This window comes from Sphaerisporangium sp. B11E5, assembly GCF_039871875.1.
Taxonomy (GTDB): Bacteria; Actinomycetota; Actinomycetes; order Streptosporangiales; family Streptosporangiaceae; genus Sphaerisporangium.
In genome coordinates this window covers 15,289-35,579 of the sequence record NZ_JBDPMD010000028.1, presented here as the reverse complement: position 1 = coordinate 35,579, position 20,291 = coordinate 15,289, and the positions used below count along the sequence as shown (strand labels likewise).

Below are 20,291 nucleotides of genomic sequence, written 5' to 3'. Positions count from 1 at the left end.
GCAAATCGCACGATCGTAGACGCCGTTACGCCCGTACGGCCGCGAAGCGCAACCGCACGTAATCGGCCACCCACCCCGATTCCCGGCGCAGCGCCGGGGCCGCCAGCTCGTTGACCCGCCGCAGCAACGGCTCCACCGTCGCGGGCGGCACGCCGTCCAGCAGGTAGCCCGCGAACATCCGCACCCAGTCGGCGGCGCCGTTCGGGCACTCGTCCAGCGGGGTCGGCCGGTCGAAGTACTCCAGCAGCCGCACGGTGAAGCCGCACCTCTCCAGGCGCACGGCGTACTCGGCGGGCGTCGGGAAGTACCACGGCAGGTCGGGCTCGCTCAGACCGTGCTCGCGCCACGCGGTCAGCATCGCGGACGTCAGCGCGGCGCAGTTGCCCGCGCCCCCCATCTCGGCCACGAACCGCCCGCCCGGCGCCAGCGCCGCCCGCACGCAGCGGATCACCGCGTCGGGGTCGCGGCCCATCCAGTGCAGCGCCGCGTTGGAGAACACCGCGTCGTAGGAGTCGAGGACCCGGAAGTTGGCTCCGTCGCCCACGATGAAGTCCAGCCCCGGGTGCTGCGCGAGCGCCACCTCGATCATCGCGGCCGAGCCGTCCATGCCGAGGACCGTGGTACCCCGGGCCGCGATGTCCGCGGTGAGCACCCCGGTGCCGCAGCCGAGATCGAGGATGCGCTCGCCGGGCTGGGGGTCCAGCAGTTCGATCAGCGGCGCGCCGTGCGCCGAGACGTAGCCGAAGGAGCTGTCATAGGCGCGAGCGTTCCACCGCATCAAACTCGGCGTGTCGTATCGCAAGGCCATCAGCTCGCATTCTCCGACATCGCTTGTCCGTGTCCTTATGGGTACGGACACTTTAAGGCTTTGATGTCCGTGCCACACATCGGTCGGAGAGCTTGCTCTGGCCGGCTCGCGAGCGCGCGGGGTCAGCCCACCGCGGTGGTCCAGTTCGCCTTGAGATAGGTCTTGGCGGCGTCGGCCTGCGGGATCGTCAGCATCACGGGCCTGCCGGTGACGGCGGGCAGCCGGGCCGCGGCCTGGCGGTCCAGCACCCCCTTCATCTCCAGCGCCTCCATGCGCGCGGGGCGTGCGAAGCCCTTCAGCAGGAGGTTCTGCGCCTCGTCGCTGAAGAGGAACTCCTCCCACAGGCGGGCGGCCGCCGGGTGCGGCGCCTTCTTGTTGATCGCCTGCACGTAGTAGGACGCCAGCACCGCGCCCTTCGGGATCACGACCTTCCAGGCCGGGGTGTCGTCGCCCGCGGTCTGCGCGGCCTTGGCGGCGTTCACGTAGTCCCAGTCGACCAGGGTGTTGGCCTTGGACGGCTTGCTGAACCCGCCGGACTTCTTCAGCTTCGCGAACAGCTCGACGCCCCGCTTGGCCTCCGGCGTGCCGTTCTGGAGGGAAGCCGCCATCACGCCGTTGAACGCCGCGGCGGTGCGCAGCGGGTCGCCGGCGAGCGCGACGGCGTACCCGGGGGCCAGCAGGTCGGCGAACGCCCGCGGCGCCTTCACCTTGCGCGGGTCGTAGCCGATGGACATGTAGCCGCCGTACGCGCCGTACCACCGGCCGCCGGAGTCCTTGAGCGCGTCCGGCACGTCCTGCCACGCGGTGACGCGGTACGGCGCGAAGCGCTCGGCGTTGGCGACGGCGACGTCCATGCCGAGGTCGAACACGTCCGGCGCGTCCTGCGGCGGCGCCGCCTTGGCGATCTCGATCTCCCTGCGGCTGCTCGCCTTGGGCTCGGCCACGTTGATCCTGATGCCGTAGTGCCCGGTGAAGCGGTCCATCACGGCGCCGAAGTTCACCCAGTCGCGCGGCACGCCGACGAGGTTCAGCGCGCCCTCGCGCCGCGCCGCCTCCACCAGGCGGTCCATCGTCCCGAAGCCCTCGGCCAGCCCGGCGGCGCGCGGGTCGATCGGCTGCTCCTTCTTCGGCTCGCGCGGCGAGGACGAGCACCCGGCCGCGGCGGCGGCGAGGAGCGCGAGGGTTGCTGCGACGGCTGCGGCACGTATGGTCACACCATGAATACTCGGCGTCACGGGTGCGCGGGTCGAGGAGGCACGCGGGGCTTTGACCGGTGTTGGGGCGGCGCCTGCCGGGCCGTGGCGGGCGGCCGGGGATCGTCAGCGGGAGGCGGGGCGGTTCACGGCCGGCGGGTCGGGGACGACCTTGGCGGCCACGACGGACGACTCGGCGATCTCGACGAGGGTGCCGTCACGTTTGCGCACCCCGATCACGCCGCGGTCCCAGGAGGTCAGAACCCCTACCGTGTCGCGGAATCCGTCGGGATCGGCACGCCTGATCGTGACGCGGCGGCCGATGTCGGACGGGGTCACCGCGATGACCAGCCTGCCCGCGAAGCGCGCCGTCAACAGCTTTGCCCCCCTCCGTTTCGGACACGTGGCCCTCGCGGCAATACTAGGTCTAGCAACCCGCGGTCGTCGTCGTGCGGAAAGAAGGAGTCCGAGGTGACCTACGTCATCGCGCAGCCTTGCGTGGATGTGCTGGACAAGGCGTGCATCGAAGAGTGCCCGGTCGATTGCATCTACGAGGGCAACCGCATGCTGTACATCCACCCAGACGAGTGTGTGGACTGCGGCGCGTGCGAGCCCGTGTGCCCGGTCGAGGCGATCTTCTACGAGGATGACACGCCCGACCAGTGGAAGGACTTCTACAAGGCCAACGTGGAGTTCTTCGAGGAGCTGGGCTCGCCCGGTGGGGCGTCCAAGGTCGGTAAGATCGACCGGGACCACCCGATCGTGGCGGCGCTTCCCCCGCAGGCGGAGGAGCACTGATCGCCCGCCCGTCTGCACGTGGTGCCACGGGTACCGTGACCTCGGTCGCGGTACCACCCGTCCATGCCGTGTCATGGCCCCGGGCCGGCGCCGTTGGAACGTTCGCACCTCAGGAGTGATGCGGTGATCGGCCTGCCAGATTTCCCGTGGGACCGGCTGGCGCCGTACAAGGAGCGGGCGCTCACGCATCCCGGCGGCATCGTGGACCTGTCCATCGGCACCCCGGTGGACCCGGTGCCCGCGGTGGCCCAGGAGGCCCTGGCCGGCGCCGCCGACAGCCCCGGCTACCCCCTCACGTACGGCACCGCGCGCCTGCGGCAGGCCGCCGCCGGCTGGCTGGCCCGCCGCCACGGCGTGACCGTCGCCCCCGAGGCCGTCCTGCCCACGATCGGCTCCAAGGAGCTCGTCGCGTGGCTGCCCACGCTGCTCGGCGCGGGCCCCGGCGACCACGTGGTGCACCCCGCGCTGGCCTACCCCACCTACGACGTCGGCGCCCGGCTGGCCGGCGCCACGCCGTACGCTTCCGACGGGCTGCTCGCCCTCGGCCCCGAGCGGGTGCCGCTGGTGTGGGTGAACTCCCCGTCCAACCCCACGGGGCGTGTGCTGCCGCCCGAGCATCTGCGCAAGGTCGTCGACTGGGCACGCGAGCGCGGCGCGGTGGTGGCGTCCGACGAGTGCTACATCGAGCTCGGCTGGGAGGAGCACCCGGTCTCGATCCTCCACCCGGACGTCAGCGGCGGCTCCCACGAGGGGCTGCTCGCGGTGCACTCGCTGTCCAAGCGCTCCAACCTCGCCGGGTACCGCGCCGGGTTCGTCGCGGGCGACCCCGCCCTGGTCGCGCGGCTGCTGGAGGTGCGCAAGCACGCGGGCATGATCGTGCCGCAGCCGGTGCAGGCCGCCATGGCCGCCGTGCTGGACGACGACGCCCACGCCGCCGCGCAGCGCGAGCGGTACGCCGCCCGGCGGGCCGCGTTGCGCCCCGCGCTGGAGAAGGCGGGCTGGCGGGTCGACCACTCCACGGCCGGGCTTTACCTGTGGGCGTCCGACGGCCGTCCGTGCTGGGAGCAGGCGGGGGCACTGGCCGAACTCGGCGTCCTGGTGGCCCCCGGCGACTTCTACGGGCCGGGCGGCGGCTCGCACATCCGGGTCGCGATGACGGCCAGTGACGAGAGGATCAATGCGGCCGTGCTCCGGCTCCAGTAATATCCCGCGGCATGACCGTTGCGGTCGTGCTCGCCGTGAGCGCAGCCATCCTGGTCGTCGTGCTGGGCACCTACCTCGGCACCCGGCGCAGCGAACGCGGGGCCCGTTCGGCTCCTCGCGCGGCTCCGCCGTTCGCTGAACCGGTTCAGCCGGACCCGGCCCCCCGGGTGGAGCCGGAGTACCTCGACCCGCGGACCATCAAGGTGGGGGACACCGTCGACCGGCGGGGGGTGCGGGCCCGGGTCATCGGCGCGCTCCACCTGTCCTGGCAGGGTGACCAGTGGATCGAGTACCTCCTCGAGGAGGGCATGCGCCACTACCAGTGGCTCTCGGTCCGCGAGCGGGGCGACGCGCACGGGGACCTGTCGCACCTCGAGGTCCACCTGTGGACGCCGGTGCCGACCGAGGGCATGGTGCCCGCCAAGAGCATGCTGATCATGCAGGGCGTGGAGTTCTTCCCCATCGAGCGGGGCACGGCCGCCTTCCGGTCCGAGGGCCTGACCGGCTACCCCGAGCGCGGCCTCATCGATTTCGCCGACTACCGCGCGGGCGACGGCCGCCTGCTCACCTTCAACCGCGTGCAGGGCCAGGCGTGGACCGCCGCGTACGCCCAGCCGCTGTCCCCGGGCTCCATCCAGGTGGACCGCCTGATCTGACCACGACGGGGGCCGTCCGGGTCAGGCGATCACGACCTGGCCCGTGCCGGCCTTGGCGTCGGTGAGCCAGCCGTCGTGGCCGGCGGCGGCGGTCCAGGAGAGACCGGCGTAGCGCACCTGGTGGAGGCCGAACTTCTGCGCGTGGGCCACCGACCAGGCGGCGATCAGCCAGCCCCGCCGCTCGGACGCCGCGTCGATCTGGTTGCTCTGCGGTGCGTCGCCGAGGGCCCGGCCGAGCTCCTTGCGTGCCTTGGTGGCCTGGAAGGTGACCGGCTTCTCCGGCGGCGGGTACCAGCAGTGCACGGCCTTCGGCACCCGGCCGGTGAACGCGGCGGCGAGGATGCGGGCGTCGGTCTCGTGCTGGGCGTACGCCGAGCCGTCCGCCGAGCGCTGCACGGCCTGCGCGGCGTCGTGCAGCGGCAGCTTCTGGTAGCGCTTCACCTTGACCAGCGCGGAGAAGAACTTGCCGGTCGCGTACACCGGGTCCTGGAGCTGGTCGACGGTGCCCCAGCCCTGCGAGGGCCGCTGCTGGAAGACCCCCACCGAGTCGCGGTCCCCGAACGGAAGGTTGAGCAGCTTGGACTCCTGGATCGCGGTGACGTACGCGATCTGCACGGCCCGCTCGGGCAGTTTGCGCCGCGCGGCCACGGCGGCGATGGTCGCGGAGATCTGGGCCTGCTCGATCTCGAGGTCGAGGGTGCCGAGGGAGGTGGTGACCTGGCAGTGCTCACCAAGGGCGAAAGGCTTCGCTCTGTTCAAAAGGTGATAAATGCCGAAAAATATCGCCACGCTGAGCACGACAACGATGGCGATGATCGTCAGAACCGCTCGTGAGAAACGCCGTGCCACGCTGAAGAACCTACCGGCCCGATCGCGGTCCGCGTGCGGCACTAAGCTCCCGTTCCATGAGCGAGACCTTCGAGAGCCCCTTGCCCGCAGCCGTCGAGGACCTGTGGAAGCGCCGCGACGAGCTGTCGCCCGGCGACGCCGAGGCGCGCGGTGTGATCGTCGGCGCGGTGGACATGCTGGACACCGGCCAGGCCCGGGTCGCCTTCGTGGACGACGCCTCCGGCGAGGTGGTCGTGGACGAGCGCGCCAAGCGCGCCATCCTGCTCGGCTTCCGCGTGCTCGGCATGGCGGAGAGCCAGGTCGGTGACTTCCGGCACCACGACCGTGTGCCGCTGAAGTCCACGCTGGACGGCGTGCGCGTGGTACCCGGGGCGATCGCCCGGTGGGGCGCCTACCTCGCGCCAGGCGTGGTGCTCATGCCGTCCTTCACCAACATCGGGGCGTACGTCGACAGCGGCACCATGGTGGACACCTGGGCCACGGTGGGCTCCTGCGCCCAGATCGGCAAGAACGTCCACCTGTCCGGCGGCGTCGGCATCGGTGGCGTGCTCGAGCCGCCGAACGCCGTGCCGGTGGTCATCGAGGACGAGGCGATGATCGGCAGCCGCTCGATGATCGTCGAGGGCGCCCGGGTCGGCAAGGGCGCCATGGTGGGCGCGGGCACGATCCTGTCGGCGTCGGTGCCGGTGATCGACGTCGAGACCGGCGAGGAGATCAGCCGCGGCCACATCCCCGACTGGTGCGTGGCGGTCGGCGGCACCCGGCAGCGGGAGTTCCCCGGCGGCACCTTCGGGCTGCCCTGCGTGCTGGTGCTCAAGCGCCTGGAGCCCGGGCGGCGCCACAGCAAGTCCGAGCTGAACGACGTGCTGCGCCAGCACGGTGTCAATGCCTGACACGCCGCCGCTTGACCTGTCCTCGGACGTCCGGGACCTGACGGCGGCCCTGGTGGACGTCGAGTCGGTCAGCGGCGGCGAGAAGCCCCTCGCGGACATGATCGAGGCGGCGCTCGCCCCGCTGCCCCACCTGTCGGTCGTGCGGGACGGCGACGCGGTCGTCGCCCGCACCGGCGGCGGCCGCGCCGAGCGGGTCGTGATCGCCGGGCACATCGACACCGTGCCGGTGGCGGGCAACCTGCCCTCACGCGTCGAGGACGGCCTGCTGTACGGCTGCGGCACCTCGGACATGAAGAGCGGTGTCGCGGTCGCGCTCAAGCTCGCCGCCGCGCTGGAACGGCCGTCCCGCGACGTCTCGTACGTGTTCTACGAGTGCGAGGAGGTCGACGCGTCCCGCAACGGCCTCGGCCGCCTGAGCCGCACCCGGCCCGAGTTGCTGGCCGGCGACTTCGCCGTGCTGATGGAGCCCACCGGCGGCGAGATCGAGGGCGGCTGCCAGGGCACGCTGCGCGCCGAGATCGCCACCACCGGCCGCCGCGCGCACAGCGCCCGCTCGTGGCTCGGCGTGAACGCCATCCACGCCGTGGCGCCCGTGCTCGACCGGCTGAACTCCTACCGGCCGAGGGAGCCGGTGGTGGACGGCCTCGCCTACCGCGAGGGCCTGAACGCCGTCGGCATCACCGGCGGGGTGGCGGGCAACGTCGTCCCCGACGCGTGCGTGGTGACGGTGAACTACCGCTTCGCGCCCGACCGGTCCCTTGACGAGGCCCAGGACCACATCAGGGAGCTGTTCGACGGGTACGCCGTGCGGTTCACCGACGGCGCCCCCGGGGCCCGTCCCGGCCTCACGCACCCGGTGGCGGCGGCCTTCGCCGAGATGATCGGCGGCGAGCCCCGGGCCAAGCTGGGCTGGACCGACGTGTCGCTGTTCTCCCGCCTCGGCGTGCCCGCGGTCAACTACGGCCCCGGCGACCCGCACGTGGCGCACCAGCAGGGCGAGTACGTCGAGCTCGAAAAGATCGTGGCATGTGAACGGCGTATGCTGCGCTGGCTGGGCACCGGGGCCTAAAACCCCCTCAAAACCCATTTAGGGCCCGTACCGCTCATGTCGCTCATGCAGCTCCAAGCAGGGACGGCACAAAAGAAAGTGGCTTTCCTCGCCGGCCATTTGGCGGGGAAAGCCACTTTCAGTCCCGAGCAGCACCCTCGACTCTTAGACGTGGCGTGCCGGACAACCGGTTCCCCGGTCCTTCGCAGATTTTTCAAGATTCTTTCATGACCCGGGCAACCTGGGGACGTCCCGCGCGTCCCCCAGGCCGGTTAGCGTGAACCGCATGAGCGAACGCACACGTGAGGAGCGCCGTCAGGGCCCCGCCTTGGTCCGGGGCAAGTTCCTCCCCGAGTCCACATACGACGAACGGCTCCTCGACCAACGAGGCTCCACCGAGTGGCTGCACATGGACCCCTGGCGGGTCCTGCGCATCCAGGCCGAGTTCGTCGAGGGCTTCGGCCAGCTTGCCGATCTCCCCCCCGCCGTCACGGTCTTCGGCTCCGCCCGCACCCCCGCCGGCACCCCCGACTACGACCTGGGCGTCCGCCTGGGCGGCGCCCTGGCCAAGGCCGGCTACGCCGTGATCACCGGCGGCGGCCCCGGCTGCATGGAAGCCGCCAACAAGGGCGCCCGCGAAGCCGGCGGCATCTCCGTGGGCCTGGGCATCGAGCTCCCCTTCGAGCAGAAGCTCAACGACTACGTGGACCTCGGCATAGAGTTCCGCTACTTCTTCGTCCGCAAGACCATGTTCGTCAAGTACGCCGACGCCTTCGTCGTCCTCCCCGGCGGCTTCGGCACCCTCGACGAACTCTTCGAAGCCGTGACCCTCGTCCAGACCGGCAAGATCACCCAGTTCCCCATCGTGCTGCTCGGCACCACCTTCTGGCGTCCCCTCCTCGACTGGATCAACGAGACCCTGCTGGGCAACGGAATGATCTCCCCCGACGACCCCAAGCTGCTCCACCTCACCGACGACCCCGACGAAGCGGTGCGCTACATCGTGGACGGCCGCCGCCGGGCAGAGCAGGCCGTCGTCGAGGCCCGCGTCCAGGCCGCTGCCGAGCAAGGGGCGGAGTTCTGATTCCATGCTCGGCGCAGGCGTCGGCGACGCCGCGTCAGGTGATGGTCCACTGGTTGTTGGTGCTGGCGTTCGGGGTCCACAGCTTCACGGTGGAGCCGACCGTGGTGGTGCCGGCGCCGTCCAGGGCGGTGCCGGTGCCGCGGTTGACGATCTGGTAGCGGCCGTTGCCCATGCTGTTGAGCCGCCATTGCTGGTTGTTGCCGCCGTTCCAGGTCGTCTGCAGGCAGTTGGCGCCGTTGGCGGTGTTGCCCCAGCTGTCGGCGACCATGGTGTTGGTGCGGTTGACGATGCGGAAGTAACCGTTGCCCAGGTCCACCAGCTGCCACTGCAGGTTGGTGCTGCCGTCCCAGCTCCACTGCTTGAGCGCCGATCCCGAGGCGACGTTGCCGCCGCTGTCGAGGACCAGGCCGGTGGTCACGTTGCCGATCCGCACCCAGCCCGTGGGTGTGCTCCCGCCCCCGATGTTCCAGTAGACGTTGTAGTTGACGCCATGGGCGTCGTGGAACGGGATCAGGTTGACCGCCGATCCGCCGGCGGTGGCCGTGAAGGTGAGTGCGGTGCCGCTGGTGCGGGTGACGGTGGCGGGGTTCAGCACCGGTGGGGCGTTGAGCGTGGTGTTGCCGTAGTTGCCGGCGAGGACCACCGGGCCGTACGTGATCGCCGCGATGCCCGCGTTGTCGTTGGCCGGGCGGGTGACGGGCTGCATGGGCAGACGGACGGTGACGGTGTCGCCGGAGACCCAGGTGCGGGTCAGCGTGGCGTAGGTGCCGGGAGCGGTGGCCACGTCCTGCTGGACACCGTTGACGCCGATCGTGGCTCCGGCGGCCCAGGAGGGGATGCGGACGCGCATGGACCACGACCCGCCGGCGTTCCCGGTGACCTGCAACGTGGTGGTGTCACTCACCGGGTAGGCGGTGGTCTGGGTGACGGTGATGCCGCGCTGGGTCCAGTTCAGCACCGACGGCGCGAACAGGTTCACGGTCAGCGTGGAGTCGCGGGAGAAGTAGATGGAGTCCGCCAGCTTGGTGTGGGTCTCCAGGCCGGTGCCCTGACAGCACCAGAACGAGTTGTAGTCGGTGCTGTAGCCGCTGTTGACGCCACCGACACCCCGGCGGCCGCCGGGGTTGAGCGGGGTGAAGTAGACGACGTGGCCATGGCCGTCGTTGGGGTTCTGCTGGCCGATCATCTGGTTGATCAGGCCGCGCTCGTAGTAGTCGAACAGGTCGGCCCGGTCGGGGTACAGCGTGAACAGCTCCCGGGTGAGCTTGAGCATGTTGTAGGTGTTGCAGCTCTCGCAGGTGTCGTTCGACAGGTACGCGGCGATGGCGTTGGGCGCACGGAAGTATTCGGCCTGGCTGTTGCCGCCGATGACGTAGGTGTGCGCGCCTACGGTGATGTTCCAGGCGTTGGTGGCGATGTCGCGGTAGCGGGTCGTGCCGGTGGCCTTGTATTCCCGCGCCGCGCCGATCCACTTGGGTACCTGGGTGTTGGCGTGCAGGCCGTTGAGCTGGTCGTTGCCGGACGCCAGCGGGTTGAACACCGCGGCGTGGTCGAACCGCTGCGCGGCCGTGAGCCACCGGCCGTCGCCGGTCTGCTGGTAGAGGTCGGTCAGAGCGGCGTTCATGCCGCCGAACTCGTTGTTCAGAGCGGACTGCATCTGTGTGTAACTGAGCCTGCCGGTGCGCCAGTCCACCCAGCCGGCCATGTTGGTGGCCACGGTGAGGGCCTGGCTGTTGCCGGCCAGCACGTACTGGTCGATCAGCCCTGCCAGGATCTTGTGAAGGGTGTACCACGGTGCCCAGACCTGCTGGCCGCTCTCCACCCGGTCGAAGAAGTTCTCCGGGAACGCCGAGAGGTAGCCGGTGTGGTACCCCCGGCCCGGTGAGGCCGCCTGGCAGGCCGCCAGCGCGTTGACCAGGTAGTCGCCCTTGGACTTGCAGGCCGAGTCGCCGGTGTTGGCGTACGCCTGCGCCAGTGCCGACAGCACGTGGCCGATCGTGTGCCCGCGCAACTCCATGTTCGGCGCCTCCCACCCCCCGCACGGCTGGGCCGAAGTGGGAAGGCCGGCGTTGAGACGGAAGGTGTGCAGCAATCGGTCCGCGTCGACGAACCGCAGATATGACAGCGTACGGTTCTGGTTCTCCAGCCAGCGACCGGTCGTCAGCCGCACCTGCCCGAGCTCGAACGGGTACGCCGACACCCCGATGTCGGGCCGGGCCGCCGCGCCCGCGGTCGTGGCCACCGAGGAGTCGAGCACCGGCCCTGCCGCGGAAGCGGCCACGGCCACGCCGGCGGCTCGGAGAAGTTGACGGCGGCTGAGCGGGGGGAGCGACATGTGGCCTCCGTAAGACGATCTGTTAGCGCTAACAATCCGAGGATGCCTGGAGGGAGCGATCCGTCCGCTCCCCAGCCGGTGATGGGCTCCCGGTGAGGAGGCCGAGGCGGGGAGTGCCGAGCGGCGCCCGTCTGAAGTCGTCAGACGGGCCGGCGATGTGCGTTTCTGTTTCCGAAGTTGCGGTGTTTCTGTTTCTAGGGACTGCGCACGTTGATGTGCAACACATATGACGTATGATGTCTTGTCGGAGATGTCGTGTGAGGCTCACCACCTCCCCGGACTGCGGGAGGGCCTCTTCCCGAGAAGGGTGCGGTCGTGAAAGTTCCATCGCATACCCGGAAAATAGGCCCTACTGATCTGCCGTCCCTTCTCCGGCCGGAAGGCCGAAGCCACCGGCGCCGTCGCTCGCGCATGCTCGGCGCGAGCGGCACGCACGACAGCCGGCCCGGAAAGTTTCCGCCTTGACAGCGGAAAACCGATCCTTACCGTGTGGGCCAGAGGCGATCGAATCGATACGACCGCACCATCGACGGGAGTCAGCGTGCGCCCCATCAAGCTGTCGCGGCTACGCAAACAGACCGCTCTGGCCGGTACCGCTCTGCTCGCCGGGGCTCTCCTCACCGTTCCCGCCGCGGCGGGAACGGCGGAGGCCGCTCCCGCCGTCTACGAGCCCACATGGGCGTCGGTCGACCAGCATCCGGCCGCTCCGGACTGGTTCCAGGACGCGAAGTTCGGCGTCTACTGGCACTGGGGCGCCTTCGCCACGCCTGAGTACGGCACCGAGTGGTATCCGCGCACCATGTACATCAACGGTTCGAACGAGAACAACCACCACAAGAGCGTCTATGGTGACCCCTCGGCGTGGCCGTATCACAACTTCATCGACGGCGCGCGCAACAAGGCCGGCAACTGGGTGCAGTTCACGCCGAAGCTCAAGTCGCAGGGCGGCAACTTCGACCCCGCCGAGTGGGCGCAGCTGGTGGCCGACTCCGGGGCCAAGTTCGCCGGGCCGGTCGCCGAGCACCACGACGGCTTCTCCATGTGGAACAGCCAGGTCAACGAGTGGAACTCGGTCGCCCGCGGGCCGAAGCTCGATCTGGTGCGGCTTTTCGCCGACGCGATCCGCGCCAAGGACCTGAAGTTCCTGGTCACCCTGCACCACCTGTACAACTTCACCGGCTACTACGACCACGTGCCTTCCCAGCCGACCACGACCCTGAAGAAGCTGTACGGCCAGCTCGGCTCAGCCGCGGAGCAGCAGCTGTGGTACGACAAGCTGAAGGAGGTCATCGACAAGTACCAGCCGGACATGATCTGGCAGGACGGCGGCCTGTACCTCGTCGAGGAGTCCAAGCGGCTCAATTTCCTGGCGTACTACTACAACCAGGCCAACGCGTGGGGCAAAGAAGTCGTCGTCGCGTACAAGGACGGCTTCAACACCAACGGCGAGGTGTTCGACTACGAGCGCGGCGGCCCCGCCGACATCCGTTATCCCTACTGGCTGACCGACGACGCCGTCAGCAACCCGTCCTGGTCCTACACCAACGGGATCTCGTACTACAGTCCGGCCGCGCTGCTCCACGCGCTGATCGACCGGGTGAGCAAGAACGGCAACATGCTGCTGAACATCTCCCCCAGAGCCGACGGTTCGATCCCGCAGGCACAAAGGGACCTGCTGAACGCCATCGGTACCTACCTGCGGCGCAACGGCGAATCGGTCTATTCCACGCGGGCCTGGGCCACTTACGGCGAAGGGCCGACCAAGATGGGCGGCGGCAGCTTCGTGGAGCCTCGGGCCGGCACGGCGCAGGACGTCCGCTACACCCGGAGCAAGGACAACACCGTGCTCTACGCGACCGTGCTCGGATGGCCAGGCTCCACCCTCAACCTCGCCTCGCTGGCCGGCGGACGGATGGATCTGTCCAATCTGAGCAAGGCCGAGCTCATCGGCAACACCGCCGGCACCTACATCAACCTGCCCAGCCGCACCCAGGACACCGCCGGTCTGCACATCGGCATGCCGAGCCAGCCCTACTCGGCACTGGCATACGTGGTGAAACTGACCTTCAACGGGCCGATGAAGCCGCCGACCGGCGCAGGCGCGCTGAAGGGTACCGGGTCGGGGCGATGCCTCGACGTGAACGGCGCTTCGCAGTCCAACGGTGCCCTCGCGCAGATCTGGGACTGCAACGGCCAGGCCAATCAGCGGTGGGCCGCCACCGACTCCAATGAGCTGCGGGTGTACGGCAACAAGTGCCTTGACGTCAACGGTGCGGGCACCGCCGACGGCACCGCGGTCCTCATCTGGGACTGCAACGGCCAGAACAACCAGAAATGGCGCCTCAACACCGACGGCACCATCACCGCCGTCGGGTCCGGCAAGTGTCTGGACGTGTCCGGCGCGGGCACCGCCAACGGTACGAAGGTGCACATCTGGACCTGCCACGGCGGCACCAACCAGAAATGGACCCGGGTCTGACACCGTCCGGCGACCCTCCCCGTCCCCCCGAGAGGACGAGGAGGCTCCAGCTGATCGAACCGATTCGTACCGACGTCTGTCGCAAGGCCGCGCGGGCCGACCCCTTCCGGGCCTGGCTCGCGCGGCGCACGCTCGACCCGAGAGGTACCGCACATGCAGACTCCAGATCCAACCGCGTCAGGCTGCGCGTCACCAGCTCCCGCGCCGCCCCCGCCATCGCCGAGTTCAGCCTGCACCTTCGCCCCTCCGGCAGCACTTCGCCGGCGTCCACGGTCAGAGGCGTAGGGTCGGGCCGATGCCTGGACGTCAACGGCGGGGGATCAGCGGACGGCACCGCCGTGATCATCTGGTCATGCACCGGCCAGAACAACCAGAAATGGACGCGCCCCTGATCCAGTGACTGGCGGGCCCTACCCGGATCATTCCGGAGGCCGGTCACCGGCGTGCGCTCCAGCCCCTGCCTGGAGCGCACGCGGGCGTCGAAGCCGGCGTAGGCGAGGCAGGGCAGTTCCCCCCGTTCGGGGGCCTGCGCAGCGTTCGGTCCCCCGTCGTCCGCTCTCACGGTCGCAGCTCCGGGGACTCCGATCCCGGGCCCTGGTCATCGCCGGGCTGGGGGTGGTGGCTCGTCCGCCGGCCGCGCGGTGCTTTCCCGGACCGTGAGAGTGGTGGCGAGTTCGAGGCCGACCCGCGACGGCTCCTCGCCGCGTCCCAGAGCGAGGGCCAGTTCGGTGGCGGCGGCGGCCATCTCGGCGAGCGGCTGGTGGACGGTGGTGAGCGGGGGATCGACGAGAGCGGCGATGGGCAGGTCGTCGAATCCGACCACGCTCAGGTCCGCGGGGATGCGAAGCCCGAGTTCCCGGGCCGCCTGATACACCCCGAGCGCCTGCGGGTCGTTGCACGCGAAGATCGCTGTGGGCCGTTCGAGCCGGTTCAGCAGGCCGAGCGCGGCGACTCGCCCGGCCTCCCTGGTGAGGTTCGTGCGCACGACGAGTTCGGGCAGCATCGACAGGCCCGCGGCCTCAAGTGCGGAACGGTGACCGTCCAGCCTGGCCCTGCAGCACAGCACGTCGTCCGGGCCGGCGACCATCGCGATCCGGCGGTGCCCCAACTCGACCAGGTGGCGAGTGGCCGACCGGCCGCCCGCCCAGTTCGTGGCACCCACGAACGGGACGCCGTCCGGCAGTTGGCTGGTCGGGTCGAACACCACGAAGGGGATTTCCTTGGCCTGTAACTGGTCGCGCTGTTCCTGGGACAGCTGGGCCACCGTGACCACGCAGGCCGGACGGCGGGCCAGCGTGTCGTTCATAGGATGGTCCAGCGGATCGTGACTCGGGCCGAACTCGGTCAGCACCACCCCGACGCGTTGCTGCCGGGCCACCCGCTCGACACCGCGGATGATCTCCATGCCCCACATGTCCTCGAGCTGGCTGAAGACGAGTTCCATGACGTTCTTGCGGTTGGTCCTGCGGTAGCCGTACTCGCTGATGAGCGCCTCGACACGAGCGCGAGTGTCGGCGGCCACACCGGAACGGCCGTTGACGACCTTGGAAACGGTCGGGATGGACACCCCGGCGGTCTCCGCGATGTAAGAGATCGTCACAGGTCGGGACGGGTCGCCTTTCTGCGGCTCCGGGCCGACGACCGGTCCGCCCGAATCGGCGTACGACAACTCAGCCCCTTTCGTCGCTGCCCCTCCCGGTCGACCACGCGGGGGCCGTGTACGGCGTCAGGATAACCCGTTGTGTCGCGCCGCAGGTCGGACGCAGGCATCGAGGGGACTCGTGATGGATCCCGTCGAACCGGACGGGCCCCGCGGCGGTGCACATGCCGATCAACCGGCCGGTGCGGCCGACGGTGACTTCGCCGGCCGAGACCGCGGATCCTGGCCACGGCCCACCCGGCCCTGACGCTGAAACATTCAGCTCGCAGGGAGAGAAAGTTTCCCGGTCTGTTTCGAGATGATCATTAGATCGCCTGTTCATCGTCACTCCCGGCCCGCGTGCGCGCTCGCGTCCAAGCGAAGCGCCTGTGCCGGAGCTGGCCCAAGCCCCTACCTATGCCCACATCATGTTTCCGGTAACAACGCGGAAAACTTTCTACGTGCTGATCGGCGTGGTCGAGTGCTGACGCGCCCAAGGGAGTGTGAGATGCACAAGTTACGGAGGGTCCGCCGGTGGATCGGCGTGGTCGCCGGTGCCGTCGCCGCGCTGTCGACGATGGCGACCGTCAACGCGGCCGCGGCTACCGGCTGCCGGGTGGCTTACAACGTCTCGGCGCAGTGGGCGGGCGGGTTCACCGCCGACGTGAGTGTCACCAACCTCGGCGACCCCGTCAACGGCTGGAGGCTCGCCTGGACCTTCCCATCGGGCCAGCAGGTCACCCAGGCGTGGAACGCGACGGTCACCTCCTCCGGAGCACAGGTCACCGCGGCGAACGTGAGCTGGAACGCGAGCATCGCGACCAACGCGTCGGTCTCGTTCGGCTTCAACGGGTCGTGGTCCAGTGCCAACACCACGCCGGCTTCCTTCACGCTGAACGGCGTCCAGTGCACCGGTGGCGTGGCGAGCCCCACACCCACGCCGTCGCCCACTCCCACCCCCAGCCCGTCCCCCTCGCCCAGCCCATCGCCGTCGCCGTCGCCGCAGCCGGGGGACGCGATGGCCACCGTGGCCGCCATGCAACCCGGCTGGAACCTGGGCAACACGTTCGACGCCATCCCCGACGAGACGGCGTGGGGCAACCCGCTCACCACGCAGGCCCTGCTGCACCACGTGCGGTCCCAGGGCTACAAGAGCATCCGGATTCCCATCACCTGGAGCAACCACCACGGCCCGGCACCCGACTACACCATCGACTCCGCGTGGCTGAACCGCGTGCGCCAGGTCGTCGACTGGTCGTTGGCCGAGGGCTTCTACGTGCTGATCAACCTGCACCACGACTCCTGGCAGTGGATCAACACCTACCCCACCGACCAGACGACGGTGCGGAACCGCTACACCGCGCTGTGGCGCCAGATCGCCGGGACCTTCCGCGACCATTCACCGAAGCTGCTGTTCGAGAGCATCAACGAGCCGCAGTTCGCCGGTACGTCCGGTGACGACCAGGGCGATCAGGTGGTGAACACGCTCAACACCGAGTTCGTCCGCCTGGTGCGCCAGACGGGCGGAGGCAACGCCACCCGAGTCCTGGTACTGCCCACGCTGCACACCAGCAGCGAGCAGGCCCGCCTGGACGCGCTGAGCGCCACCTTCACCGCCCTGCGCGATCCCAACCTCGCCGCGACGGTCCACTTCTACGGCTGGTGGCCGTTCAGCGTGAACATCGCCGGCGGCACCAGATACGACAGCAACGTCGAGCAGGACCTGATCAGCGCATTCGACCGGGTGCGCAACACGTTCGTCTCCCGCGGCATCCCGGTGATCATCGGGGAATGGGCGCTGCTCAGCTGGGACCACACCCGACCGGGCATCATCGAGCGCGGCGAGTTCCTCAAGTTCCTCGAAGCCGTCGGGTATCACGCCCGCACACGCAACCTCACCACCATGGTCTGGGACGCGGGCCAGTTCCTCAACCGCAACGAGCTGCGATGGCGCGACCAGGGCGTGTTCGACATGATGAAGGCGAGCTGGACCACCCGCTCCGGCACCGCCTCCTCCGATCAGGTGTACCTGCCCCGCACCGGCACGATCCCCAGCCGGACGCTCACGCTCAACCTCAACGGCACCACGTTCCAGGGACTGCGACAGGGCACCACCACCCTGCGCCAGGGCACCGACTACACCGTGTCGGGCACGACACTGACGCTCACGTCGTCCGCCCTGACCCGGCTGGCCGGCAACCGGGCGTACGGGGTGAACGCCACCATCGAGGCCCGGTTCTCCCAGGGCGTGCCATGGCAGATCAGCATCATCTCCTCCGACACCCCCACACAAGCCGCCGCCACCGGGACGACGGCATCGTTCGCGATCCCCACCCAGTTCCGCGGTGACCAACTCGCCACCATGGAGGCCAAGTACGCCGACGGCAGCGCCGCCGGACCGGCCAACTGGACCACGTACAAGGAGTTCTGGAGCTCCTTCCAGCCCGACTACAGCGCCGGCACCATCATCTTGAAGCCCGACTTCTTCGCCGAGGTCAACGACGCCCGCGTCACCCTGACCTTCCACTTCTGGAGCGGAAAACAAATCACGTACTACATCACCAAGTCCGGCACCACGGTGACCGGCACCACCACCTGACGACCACCGGAGCGGGTGCCACGCCGGAATGGCGTGGCACCCGCCCCGAAGTGGCGCGCCTTAGCTGGAAGCGGTTCTTGCTGTTGCGGCGGTGGAAGTGCGGGTATGCGCACTCTCTTCCTGCCGGGTCGTGAGCTGGTTCTCGCGCCTCATACGCTTTCCGCGGTCATCCCTGAACCGCCGGCAGGGGTTCCGCCCCGTCCGGTGGCCGGGTCTCGGGGGCGGGACGCGGGCCGACCTTCGCGCGGAAGCGCACCGTGCGGCCGTTCACGGTGAACCTCGCGCGGCCGGCCAGGGGGCCCTCCTCGGTCTCACCGGTGAGGGTGAACGTCGCGGTGAGGGACTCGCCGGGCTCGATGACCTCGGCGCGTCCGCCGGTGCGGGTGCTGCGGCGGCCGGAGGAGTCGAGGGTCAGGCGTACGTCGCGCCACGGCTTCGTCGAGCCGTTCATCAGGGTCACCACCACCTGGCCGCCCTCTTCGTAGGCTTCGAGGCCGTACGGCAGGCGCGGGTCGGGGCCGATGGAGGCGTCGAGGAGGTCGTTCAGCTCGATGACGAGGCCTGAGCGGATGGTGGAGACGTCGTGGCGTTCGCCGCGGTCGCCCCGCAGGTTGTAGAGCTCGATGCGGCCCTCGGGGCCGGCGCCGGCGATGTGCGGGGCGAAGCGGATCATCTTCCAGTTGTCGCGCCTGATCGCCTGCATCTTGCGCGGGCGGTTCCACACCAGGTGGTCGTGCCCGGTGTAGGTGCCGCCGGTCAGCAGGCCGTGGAACGACTTCCCGTCGATGTTGGCGGGGACGGGGACCCGCACGATGTCGGCGACCGTGGGCAGGACGTCCCACAACGCCACCGGGTCGTCGACGACCTTGGGGGCGATGAACGGGGCCCAGGCGATCATGGGCACCCGGATGCCGCCTTCGTAGAGCTGCCGCTTGACGCCACGGAACGGCCCGTTGGAGTTGAAGATCTCCGGGGTGACGCCCTTCTCGTGGTGCGGCCCGTTGTCGGCGGTGAACAGCACGATCGTGGAGTCCGCCACACCGGCGTACTCGAGCGCGCGGATGATGTCGGCGACGTGGGAGTCCATCCGCGTCACCTGGGCGGCGTGGCGGCGGTTCGGGCGGGTCCACGGCTCGTCCGCGTAGCGGCCGGCGTCGCCGGGGATCTGGCTCGGGGAGTGCGGGAGGTTGGTCGCGAAGTGCAACAGGAAGGGCCGGCCCGCGGACTCCTTGATGAACGCGACGGCCCGGTCACGCAGCACGTCCGGCGCGTACTCGCTGCCGTCGAACGGGACCGTCTCCTCGTTGTGCCACAGGTAGGTGGGCCAGTACTGGTGGGCGTGCGCGTGGGTGATGTAGCCGAAGAACTCGTCGAACCCCCGGGCGTTGGGGTGGGAGGCCTGCCCCGGCAGCTCGGGCCCGAACCCCCACTTGCCGATGCAGGCCGTCCGGTACCCGGCGAGCCGCGCCAGCTCCGCGAACGTGAGGTCGTCGGCGCCGAACGAGAGCTGCGGCCCGCCCTCGGGGTTCTCCCGCACGGTGCCGTGCCCGGTGTGCAGGCCGGTCATCAGGGCGCACCGGGACGGGGCGCAGAGCGACGACCCGGCGTAGGCGTTGGTGAACCGCACGCCGTCCGCGGCCATGCGGTCGATGTTCGGGGTGACGATCTTCCGCTGCCCGTAGCAGCCGATCTCCCCCCAGCCGAGGTCGTCCGCGAGGATGATCACGAAGTTGAGCGGTCCGCGGCTCTTCGCCGCCGCGGGTTCCGCCGCGCTCGCGGAGGCGAGCCCGGCCGCGAGCAGGCCTCCGGTGCCCGCGAGGAATCCACGTCTGGTGGTGGGCGGCATCGATCCTCGGCTTCTGGTGGGAGAGGGGGCGTTCACAGCGTCACACGCGATTCCGGGCAGGGCACGTATCGTGCAAGATCTCGTCTACCTTGTCGGCGGCCGGGAACGCGGCCTGTCGTGCTGGACCGTACCGAATCTGATCTTCTCTCGCCAAGTCATCTCGTGACGATGTTCGGCGATCTCACTGTGACATGGCGCACTTGATCGGAGGGAAGCCCAGAATCCAGGTCGATAGGGTGGCCACGTGGCATTGGCTATCTGTGTGTTCTGCTCGTCCAGTCAGAGGATCGACCGCCGCTACCTGAAACTGGCCGCCGACGTCGGCACCGAGATCGCCCGGCGGGGCCACACCCTCGTCAGCGGCGGCGCCGTGGTGTCGAGCATGGGGGCCGTCGCCCGCGCCGCCCGGGAGGCGGGCGGCCGTACCGTCGGGGTGATGCCCCAGGTCCTGGTGGACATGGAGATCGCGGACACCGATTCCGACGAGCTGATCATCACCGGGGACATGCGGGAGCGCAAAGGCCTGATGGACGCCCGCTCCGACGCCTTCCTCGTGCTGCCCGGCGGCATCGGCACGCTGGAGGAGCTGTTCGAGATCTGGACGTCCCGGGTCATCGGCATGCACGCGAAGCCGCTGGTCGTGCTCGACCCCTGGGGCCTGTTCACCGCGCTGCGGCACCTGGTCACCGACCTCTACGACGCCGGCTTCACCCGAGCGGACGTCTTCGACGCCATCACCTGGACCACCACCATCGACGAGGCCATGGACCACCTGGAGGCCCCCGCCCGCGCCATCTCCCCGGCCCCCGAGGAGATCGGCGAGTCCGCGGCGGGCTGACCCGGGGGCAGGGGAGGGCCGGC

Annotated in this window: 17 protein-coding genes; 10 read left to right on the top strand and 7 right to left on the bottom strand. The window is 69.6% G+C overall.

What is annotated here, in order from left to right; translation table 11 throughout:
- Positions 1–25: 25 nt before the first annotated feature.
- From ABGB17_RS23600 to ABGB17_RS23590, 3 genes are all read right to left on the bottom strand, one after another.
- Positions 26–808 (bottom strand): class I SAM-dependent methyltransferase, encoded by a 783-nt coding sequence (locus ABGB17_RS23600; protein ID WP_347633069.1) that lies wholly within the window; start codon positions 806–808, stop codon positions 26–28.
- A gap of 122 nt (positions 809–930) precedes the next feature.
- Positions 931–2,022, bottom strand: a complete 1,092-nt coding sequence (locus ABGB17_RS23595; protein ID WP_347633067.1) for an extracellular solute-binding protein — start codon at positions 2,020–2,022, stop codon at positions 931–933.
- Positions 2,023–2,127: 105 nt separating this feature from the next.
- A complete protein-coding gene (locus tag ABGB17_RS23590; RefSeq protein ID WP_347633065.1) occupies positions 2,128–2,376 on the bottom strand; it encodes a hypothetical protein in 249 nt (82 codons plus the stop codon).
- Positions 2,377–2,472: 96 nt separating this feature from the next.
- Here ABGB17_RS23590 and fdxA point away from each other — a divergent pair, with 96 nt between their 5' ends.
- From fdxA to ABGB17_RS23575, 3 genes are all read left to right on the top strand, one after another.
- The gene (gene fdxA / locus ABGB17_RS23585; protein ID WP_347633063.1) at positions 2,473–2,799 is read left to right on the top strand and encodes a ferredoxin; all 327 of its coding nucleotides are present in this window, start codon (positions 2,473–2,475) and stop codon (positions 2,797–2,799) included.
- 123 nt (positions 2,800–2,922) lie between these two features.
- Positions 2,923–4,002 carry a succinyldiaminopimelate transaminase gene (dapC, locus tag ABGB17_RS23580; protein WP_347633060.1) on the top strand — a complete coding sequence of 360 codons (1,080 nt, stop codon included), beginning with the start codon at positions 2,923–2,925 and terminating at the stop codon, positions 4,000–4,002.
- Positions 4,003–4,013: 11 nt separating this feature from the next.
- Positions 4,014–4,658: a DUF4178 domain-containing protein gene (locus ABGB17_RS23575; RefSeq protein ID WP_347633058.1), complete on the top strand. Its 645-nt coding sequence runs from the start codon at positions 4,014–4,016 to the stop codon at positions 4,656–4,658.
- A gap of 21 nt (positions 4,659–4,679) precedes the next feature.
- Here ABGB17_RS23575 and ABGB17_RS23570 read toward each other — a convergent pair whose 3' ends face one another.
- Positions 4,680–5,417 carry a hypothetical protein gene (locus ABGB17_RS23570; protein ID WP_347633056.1) on the bottom strand — a complete coding sequence of 246 codons (738 nt, stop codon included), beginning with the start codon at positions 5,415–5,417 and terminating at the stop codon, positions 4,680–4,682.
- A 146-nt stretch (positions 5,418–5,563) separates the two neighbouring features.
- Here ABGB17_RS23570 and ABGB17_RS23565 point away from each other — a divergent pair, with 146 nt between their 5' ends.
- From ABGB17_RS23565 to ABGB17_RS23555, 3 genes are all read left to right on the top strand, one after another.
- A complete protein-coding gene (locus ABGB17_RS23565; protein ID WP_347633054.1) occupies positions 5,564–6,400 on the top strand; it encodes a 2,3,4,5-tetrahydropyridine-2,6-dicarboxylate N-succinyltransferase in 837 nt (278 codons plus the stop codon).
- Positions 6,393–7,469 (top strand): succinyl-diaminopimelate desuccinylase, encoded by a 1,077-nt coding sequence (gene dapE / locus ABGB17_RS23560; RefSeq protein ID WP_347633052.1) that lies wholly within the window; start codon positions 6,393–6,395, stop codon positions 7,467–7,469. Before ABGB17_RS23565 ends, dapE begins: the two co-directional genes overlap by 8 nt.
- A gap of 265 nt (positions 7,470–7,734) precedes the next feature.
- Entirely contained in the window at positions 7,735–8,532 is a 798-nt protein-coding gene (locus tag ABGB17_RS23555; RefSeq protein ID WP_347633050.1) for a TIGR00730 family Rossman fold protein, read from the top strand.
- A 34-nt stretch (positions 8,533–8,566) separates the two neighbouring features.
- On the opposite strand, the gene ABGB17_RS23550 is transcribed toward ABGB17_RS23555, so the two are convergent.
- Entirely contained in the window at positions 8,567–10,867 is a 2,301-nt protein-coding gene (locus ABGB17_RS23550; protein WP_347633048.1) for a beta-L-arabinofuranosidase domain-containing protein, read from the bottom strand.
- A 541-nt stretch (positions 10,868–11,408) separates the two neighbouring features.
- Here ABGB17_RS23550 and ABGB17_RS23545 point away from each other — a divergent pair.
- Together ABGB17_RS23545 and ABGB17_RS23540 are read left to right on the top strand one after the other, a co-directional pair.
- Positions 11,409–13,346 (top strand): alpha-L-fucosidase, encoded by a 1,938-nt coding sequence (locus ABGB17_RS23545; protein ID WP_347633046.1) that lies wholly within the window; start codon positions 11,409–11,411, stop codon positions 13,344–13,346.
- The gene (locus ABGB17_RS23540) at positions 13,331–13,738 is read left to right on the top strand and encodes an RICIN domain-containing protein (RefSeq protein ID WP_347633044.1); all 408 of its coding nucleotides are present in this window, start codon (positions 13,331–13,333) and stop codon (positions 13,736–13,738) included. Before ABGB17_RS23545 ends, ABGB17_RS23540 begins: the two co-directional genes overlap by 16 nt.
- A gap of 206 nt (positions 13,739–13,944) precedes the next feature.
- On the opposite strand, the gene ABGB17_RS23535 is transcribed toward ABGB17_RS23540, so the two are convergent.
- Positions 13,945–14,946, bottom strand: a complete 1,002-nt coding sequence (locus ABGB17_RS23535) for a LacI family DNA-binding transcriptional regulator (protein WP_347633042.1) — start codon at positions 14,944–14,946, stop codon at positions 13,945–13,947.
- Between the two features lie 547 nt (positions 14,947–15,493).
- On the opposite strand from ABGB17_RS23535, the gene ABGB17_RS23530 reads away from it, so the two are divergent.
- Positions 15,494–17,584, top strand: a complete 2,091-nt coding sequence (locus ABGB17_RS23530; RefSeq protein WP_347633040.1) for a cellulase family glycosylhydrolase — start codon at positions 15,494–15,496, stop codon at positions 17,582–17,584.
- A 166-nt stretch (positions 17,585–17,750) separates the two neighbouring features.
- On the opposite strand, the gene ABGB17_RS23525 is transcribed toward ABGB17_RS23530, so the two are convergent.
- Entirely contained in the window at positions 17,751–19,430 is a 1,680-nt protein-coding gene (locus ABGB17_RS23525; RefSeq protein WP_347633038.1) for a sulfatase-like hydrolase/transferase, read from the bottom strand.
- Between the two features lie 244 nt (positions 19,431–19,674).
- On the opposite strand from ABGB17_RS23525, the gene ABGB17_RS23520 reads away from it, so the two are divergent.
- Complete coding sequence (locus ABGB17_RS23520) at positions 19,675–20,268, top strand: TIGR00730 family Rossman fold protein (protein ID WP_347633036.1); 594 nt, start codon at positions 19,675–19,677, stop codon at positions 20,266–20,268.
- Positions 20,269–20,291: the final 23 nt, after the last annotated feature.